The following is a 6,018-nucleotide window of genomic DNA, read 5'->3' on the forward strand; positions in this document are numbered from 1 at the left end:
GATGACCCCAAGCATCGGCCGAATCCTGTCATCCGCGATATTTCCCGGCGTATCGGCACCAGCGTTGAAGACATGCTTCCCATCGCCCTGCGCGAAGAGGAGAAGTTCAGGATCAGGGCGCAGGCAGCCAAATCCGCGGTCACCATGACCGAACTTGGTGCCCGCGCGCTGATCGGACGGCATGCCTTCTACGCGGATGCCGATATAAGCGAGGTCATCCTTTCAGGAGCGAACCAGGACATTCAGGATCTTGCGCTGACCCCGGCCGATCTCCCGTCCCCGCAGGGCATCCTGGTCATGAACCGCGCGGACGGAACCGGGGCGGTGCTCTGGTGGGCACCGGGCCCGGACAACGTGGTATTGGCGTCCACGAAATCAGTGACGTTCCTCGAGCGGTGGCTCCTGGCCGACCCGCACGACAACCCTTACCCGCTGCACCCGTATGTGATGGCCACGCTTTCGGATCCCCTGTCCGATAAGCCGCCCGTGGTTCAGGACCTGACCCTTCCGTCCGAGACGCTGGACCCGATCCCGGAGGCCACCCGCTTCGACGCTCCGGACCCGTCAGAGGTACTAAGGATCCTCCTGTCCTTCGCCCACATGATCCGGCAGGGCACTGCCGACGTCGGCACCGTCTCCACCCCGCCGGCCCCGGTCCTCGACAGGAAGGGCCGGAAGCGGTTCCGAAAAGACACGGTCACACTGCTGAGCGTGCACGACAAGGTCACTGTCGTCGACCGGGCCGACGAATAAGGCATCGGCACTGTCCGATAGACGGTGTGTGGGGTCCGGCGGTTTTCATCAGTGGGAGGTTCTCTCGAACCGACCGGCGAAGGTGATCGCGAACGCGTTGAGCGCGGGCTTCCACCTCATCATCCAGCGTGCCCGGCCTCCGCCGGTAGGGTCAAGAGACCTGGTGACCAGGTAGAGGCACTTCAGTGCAGCGGCCTCGTTGGGGAAGTGCCCGCGCGCCCTCACCGCCCGTCGGTAGCGGGCGTTGATCGACTCGATCACGTTCGTCGTGCAGATCACCGAAGCGGATCTCCACGTCGTACTCGAGGAACGGCACAAACTCCGCCCAGGAGGACTCCCAGAGCTGCACGATCGCTGGATACCGCTGGCCCCACTCGGCCGTGAACTCGGCGAACCGGTCCTTCGCGGCCTGCTCACTCGGTGCGGTGTAGACCGGCTTGAGCGCCTTGACGATCCCGTCGCGGTGCTGCCGGCCGGCGTAACGGAAGCTGTTGCGGATCAGGTGCACGATGCACTGCTGCACCACCGTTCGCTCCCAGATGGTCGTGATCGCCTCCGGCAGCCCAAGAGCTAAGTCGCAGACGGCGATGAGCACGTCTTCCACGCCCCGGTTCTTCAGCTCGGAGAAGACCTGCAGCCAGAACCGGGCGCCCTCAGCGCCGTCGCCGGCCCAGATGCCCAGGATCTCCCGCTCCCCATTGGTCGTGACGCCCATGACGACGCAGAACGGGGTGTTGCGCACCTGACCGTCGCGGACCAAGACGGGCGATCGCATCGACGAAGAGCACCGGATAGATCGGATCCAGCGGCCGGGCGGACCACTCGGCCAGCTCACCGGCGACCTTCTTCCGTGATCTGGCTGATGGTGTCCCTGCGAGACCTTGGCCCCGTAGACCTCCTCGAAGTGCGCGGCGATCTCCCCGGTCGTCAAACCCCGGGCACTCAGGGAGAGCACGACCTGATCGATCCCGTCCAAGCGCCGTTTCCGCTTGGGCACAATCACCGGCTCGAAGGACCCCTCCCGGTCCCGGGGCACCTCGATCTCGACCGGACCGATCTCGGTCAACACGGTCTTGGACCGGGTGCCATTGCGCATGTTGGCCGCGATCGGAGTCTCGCCGTGCTCGTGGCCGAGGTGCTCGGTCAGTTCCGCTTCCAGCGCAGTCTCGAGCACGTTCTTCGTGAGCTGGCTCAGCAGCCCACCAGGGCCCACCAGACTCACGCCCTGCTCCTTGACCTGAGCGAGCAGCCGTTCGGCCAGCTCCTTCTGATCGATGATCTCTCCCGTCACGGGATCGATCATCGCCTCTGTCATCTCGGTCGTGAACTCTGACACGGCCGTCTCCTTTCGGATCAGGCCGGACCCTCACACACCGTTCTTCTTCTTACAGTCCCATTCGACGTACCATGGCCGGATCTATCGTTCAATGGATCGGTCCTCCATTCCAGACTGTGGCGATCTGTCCCCGCCCGCTGTAGGTTCAGCTCATGAAGCCAGCGCCATGGGGTGCGGGGGCCGTTGCGTGAGGAATTGAGACCATGTGGTTGGATTCAAGCCAGGGCAAACCGTTCGTCGAGTGGACCGAGCGCTGGGCTTCGCCGTTGGGCCCGGATGCGGCTTTGAAGGCTGCAGCCCAAATCTTTGCTTCTGACGGGGCCGGGGTTTCCCAGGATGGTAATTCTCTGGAGGTCCGCCGCGGTTCAAACTGGCAATATCGGCTGTGGGGCAACCTCTTCTCCGTAGGGCGCAAGAATATTCCGGTGGGTCTGACGCTGACGGCGAGGACCGCGGCGGAAGGTTCTGAGATTGAAGCTCATGCCTTCGACACCTTTGGCTACAGGATCACGGAGTATCTCTTTTTCGGAGCCCGGGAAACATTCGAGGAACACCTCCAGAGCCTTGTGAATACAGCCGCCGCTGCCATGGAGGTTGACTCAAGGGCGGTTGTCGCCGATCGGAAGATGCCGAGGAACAGCCACGACTCTTCACAAAGCCATACCGGCGCGGGGATGCCTCCGGGGGAATCAGCCGCCAGAACTAACCCGCTGGCGATCGCCTCACTGGTTTCGTCCCCCTTTATCAACCTGTTCGGCATCATCCTCGGTCACATGGCACTCAAGGAGATCAAGCGCACCGGAGAGGGCGGCCGTGGCCTCGCCATCGCCGGACTGGTCATTGGCTACCTCAGCCTGGTACTCGGCACCATCGTCATCATCTTTGTTTTCAGCACGTCCTGACCCCTGCCGGCGGGTCCTTCGGCCCTCAATCGTGGCCCGAACTGAGCCGGGAGGAAGTCAAAGCGCGCGAACGACGATGTATGGGTTGAGAGTTTCCGCCGTGTAACCCGTGTAACGAGTGATGCCGGTCGTCTTTATCGATCTCTCAGATCCTCGTTGGACCCGCCCCTGCGTTTCTTGGACCGCGCAGCATCACAAAGCTATTTACGGCCAATCCGAGGGACAAGACAATGAGGATCGCATACAGAATCTGAATCTCGCCCTGTGCTTGAAAAGCTAAGGACAACCAGATCACGGCCGAAACGGCCCAGAGGACAGTGGCCAACAGGTGCATCCCGGGGCTTGGCAGTTGAGCCTTTCCCTCAGGTTCGCTCAAACCAGTCTGGTCAGTCATTCGCAACCACAAGTTGCGCGACTTGCGCTCTCCCATGGCGCCACTCTAACCCGCACGAAGAACCTGGGGCAGTCCCGTACAGCTGTCTCAGCGAGGGTATGGCTTGTACTTTGCAGACAATAAGACGCCGGAGCATCCATGTATCGGTGGATCTTTGGCGGCCGCCGGGAAAGCTGCTCTGGCTCTGGCGGTTCTTGGTTCCCTCTGTACGCTTTGGCTTATCTACGAGGGGGCACGGGCACGATGTCAGAAGAAGCACTGTTATGGATCCAAAGAGCGATGCCGATCCTGGTTCTGGCCATCGTCGCCGCATACGCCTATTTGGCTTGTAAGCGGCAGCGCGCCAATCCCAATTGAGCTAATCCGAGATGGCCGCTCATTTTGGCTTGATCTGCGGACTCTACGGTGTTATTGCCGGGCTAGTATGGGGCCCGCCCATGCTGGGGGTGCTAGGCGGGGCGCTAGTAGTTATCAGCGTAACCATGCTGGTTCAGCGGACCCGCCAAAGTTCCTAGCCTAGGAGGCGGGATCGGCCTCGCGTTTCGACGGCCGATAGCCGGCGACGGCGGCGCGGACGTCGCCCTCTTCGTGCCCACCCTTCTTCTTGCCGAACGGCAGCACTTTGAGCAGGGGGTGCAAGATGGCCATGACGACGAGGCCCCAGGCGGCTCCGAGGACGGCCGAGCACAGGGTGTTCACGAGCCAGGCCAGGAAGCCGCCGGCCACCGGGATCCCGGCGAACGGGGTCTCGAGGACGTGGACCAGGTCGTACGGAGCGTGCCAGCCCAGATCGTACGCCCCCTGGAGCATGATGTGGCCGCCGACCCAGAGCATGGCGATCGTCCCAACGAGGGTGATCGCGGCCAGCACGGCGGGCATGCCCTTGACGAGCAGAGCGCCGAAGCGCTGCGAGCCCGCGGAGTCCTTGGTGGTCAGGTGCAGGCCGAGGTCGTCCATCTTGACAATGAGTGCGACGGCGCCGTAGACGAGCACCGTGATCGCGATCGCCACGACGACCAGGATGAGCGCCCGGACCCACAAGGACGCGTCGGCCACCTCGTTCATCGAGATGACCATGATCTCGCAGGACAGGATGAAGTCGGTGGTGATGGCGCCCTTGGTGACCTTAGCCTCCGCCTCCGGGCCCTGTTCGACCGCCGGCGCCTTTTCGGCCGCGTGGTGGCCGCGGAGCTTATGCCAGACCTTCTCGGCACCCTCGTAGCAGAGGTAGGTGCCGCCCAGCATGAGGATGAACGGGATGACCCCCGGGATGAAGGCGCTGATGAGCAGCAGCGCCGGCAGGATGATCAACAGCTTGTTCCGGAGCGAGCCCCAGAAGATCCGCTTGATCATCGGCAGTTCGCGGGACGGGTCTGCCCCGGATACGTACTGCGGGGTGACGGCGGCGTCGTCGATCACCACGCCGGCGGCCTTGGCCCCCGCCTTGGCGGCCCCGGCAGCGACGTCGTCCACCGAGGCGGCCGCTATGCGGGCCAGGGCTGCGACGTCGTCCAGCAGGGCGACGAGACCGCCGCTCACAGACGTCCCCCGCACTGCTCGGGGGCGGACTGATGGGCGTGGAGGCCACGGTTGAGGCGCGTGATCGGCATGCTCAAAGTATACAAATGCCCCGGAAACGGCCTGACCTGCTACCGGGCCCTGGAACACCTTCAGGCTGCAGGCAATGCGTCTGGATCCTTCAGCCGGCACAATGCTTCTTCTTGCTATATCGCACCGATATGATTGCCGCATGGATGCCGCCGAGCAAATCCGCGAGGCCCGGAGTCGCTCCGGCCTGAGCCAGTCCCGCCTGGCCCAGCTGGCCGGGGTGCCACAGCCGAATATCTCCGCCTATGAATCAGGGGCCAGGGTTCCCCGCCCGGAAACCCTGCAGACAATCCTGAGGGCGGCCCGGCGCCGCCCTTCAATCGTACTCTTCGAGAACAGGCAGGCGGTCCTGGATTTGGCGAAACGCATGCACGTCAGGAATGTCCGGGTCTTCGGCTCCAGCGTGCACGGAGCCGACACTCCGGACAGCGATGTCGACCTGCTCGTCACCCCTGAGGACGATGCGACCATTTTCGACCTGGCAGGTCTGGAGACCGAGCTGCGCCAGCTCCTGGGCACCAGGGTGGATGTGGTGACCGACCACGGTGACAGTGAGATCATGAACCGCATCCGCGGTGAGGCGGTGCCGCTCTGAGCACCGCAAGTCCACCGGACGGCGAAGGTTTCACCCCTCGGACAGCAGCAAAACCTCAATTGAGCCGCGAGGCGAAGGACGCCCAGCGTTCCCGCAAGCTGCTGGCCGATATGGTCGGATTCCTTGTGTCGGCCCGCCGCATCGTCAGCCGGGGAGAGGCTGCCTTCTTTGACCCGCAGGACGATACGCAGCGGCTCGCCATGACCGCCATCATCATCAATCTCTCCACGGCCGCGGACAGGCTGCCCGAGTCGTTCCGGGAAGACAACGCCCAGGTCCCCTGGCGCTACATTCGCAGCACCCGAAATTTCCTGGCGCACGACTACGCCGGGGTCAATTACCGGATCATCTGGAACACGGCCCTGAAAAGCTTTCCCGAGCTCGAACGGCAGATTGCCGACATGACGGCCAAGCTCGGCGGAATCTGATC

At 63.4% G+C, this 6,018-nt stretch carries 8 protein-coding genes; 4 read left to right on the plus strand and 4 right to left on the minus strand.

Features of this window, described 5'->3' with window-relative positions:
• On the plus strand, nucleotides 1-753 hold a 753-nt coding region (locus AC5RW2_RS39780), incomplete at its 5' end, for a hypothetical protein (RefSeq protein ID WP_494075220.1).
• A 48-nt stretch (nucleotides 754-801) separates the two neighbouring features.
• Here the strand turns inward: AC5RW2_RS39780 and AC5RW2_RS39785 are convergent.
• Together AC5RW2_RS39785 and AC5RW2_RS39790 are read right to left on the minus strand one after the other, a co-directional pair.
• Nucleotides 802-978, minus strand: a complete 177-nt coding sequence (locus AC5RW2_RS39785) for a hypothetical protein (RefSeq protein WP_494075221.1) — start codon at nucleotides 976-978, stop codon at nucleotides 802-804.
• A complete protein-coding gene (locus AC5RW2_RS39790) occupies nucleotides 905-2,089 on the minus strand; it encodes an IS256 family transposase (protein WP_494075222.1) in 1,185 nt (394 codons plus the stop codon). The genes AC5RW2_RS39785 and AC5RW2_RS39790 overlap by 74 nt, the downstream gene beginning before the upstream one ends.
• A gap of 203 nt (nucleotides 2,090-2,292) precedes the next feature.
• On the opposite strand from AC5RW2_RS39790, the gene AC5RW2_RS39795 reads away from it, so the two are divergent.
• On the plus strand, nucleotides 2,293-2,991 hold the full coding sequence (locus AC5RW2_RS39795; RefSeq protein WP_494037223.1) for a DUF4190 domain-containing protein: 699 nt from the start codon (nucleotides 2,293-2,295) through the stop codon (nucleotides 2,989-2,991).
• 145 nt (nucleotides 2,992-3,136) lie between these two features.
• On the opposite strand, the gene AC5RW2_RS39800 is transcribed toward AC5RW2_RS39795, so the two are convergent.
• Both AC5RW2_RS39800 and AC5RW2_RS39805 read right to left on the minus strand, forming a co-directional pair.
• On the minus strand, nucleotides 3,137-3,421 hold the full coding sequence (locus tag AC5RW2_RS39800) for a hypothetical protein (RefSeq protein ID WP_494075223.1): 285 nt from the start codon (nucleotides 3,419-3,421) through the stop codon (nucleotides 3,137-3,139).
• A 480-nt stretch (nucleotides 3,422-3,901) separates the two neighbouring features.
• Nucleotides 3,902-4,924, minus strand: a complete 1,023-nt coding sequence (locus AC5RW2_RS39805; RefSeq protein WP_494037042.1) for a DUF808 domain-containing protein — start codon at nucleotides 4,922-4,924, stop codon at nucleotides 3,902-3,904.
• Between the two features lie 211 nt (nucleotides 4,925-5,135).
• On the opposite strand from AC5RW2_RS39805, the gene AC5RW2_RS39810 reads away from it, so the two are divergent.
• Both AC5RW2_RS39810 and AC5RW2_RS39815 read left to right on the plus strand, forming a co-directional pair.
• Nucleotides 5,136-5,588, plus strand: a complete 453-nt coding sequence (locus tag AC5RW2_RS39810) for a helix-turn-helix domain-containing protein (RefSeq protein ID WP_494032567.1) — start codon at nucleotides 5,136-5,138, stop codon at nucleotides 5,586-5,588.
• A 59-nt stretch (nucleotides 5,589-5,647) separates the two neighbouring features.
• Nucleotides 5,648-6,016, plus strand: coding sequence for a HepT-like ribonuclease domain-containing protein (locus AC5RW2_RS39815; RefSeq protein WP_494032568.1), 369 nt, complete (start codon nucleotides 5,648-5,650; stop codon nucleotides 6,014-6,016).
• The last annotated feature ends 2 nt before the right edge of the window (nucleotides 6,017-6,018 follow it).

The sequence above is a fragment of the Arthrobacter sp. B0316-1-20 genome (assembly GCF_059091865.1).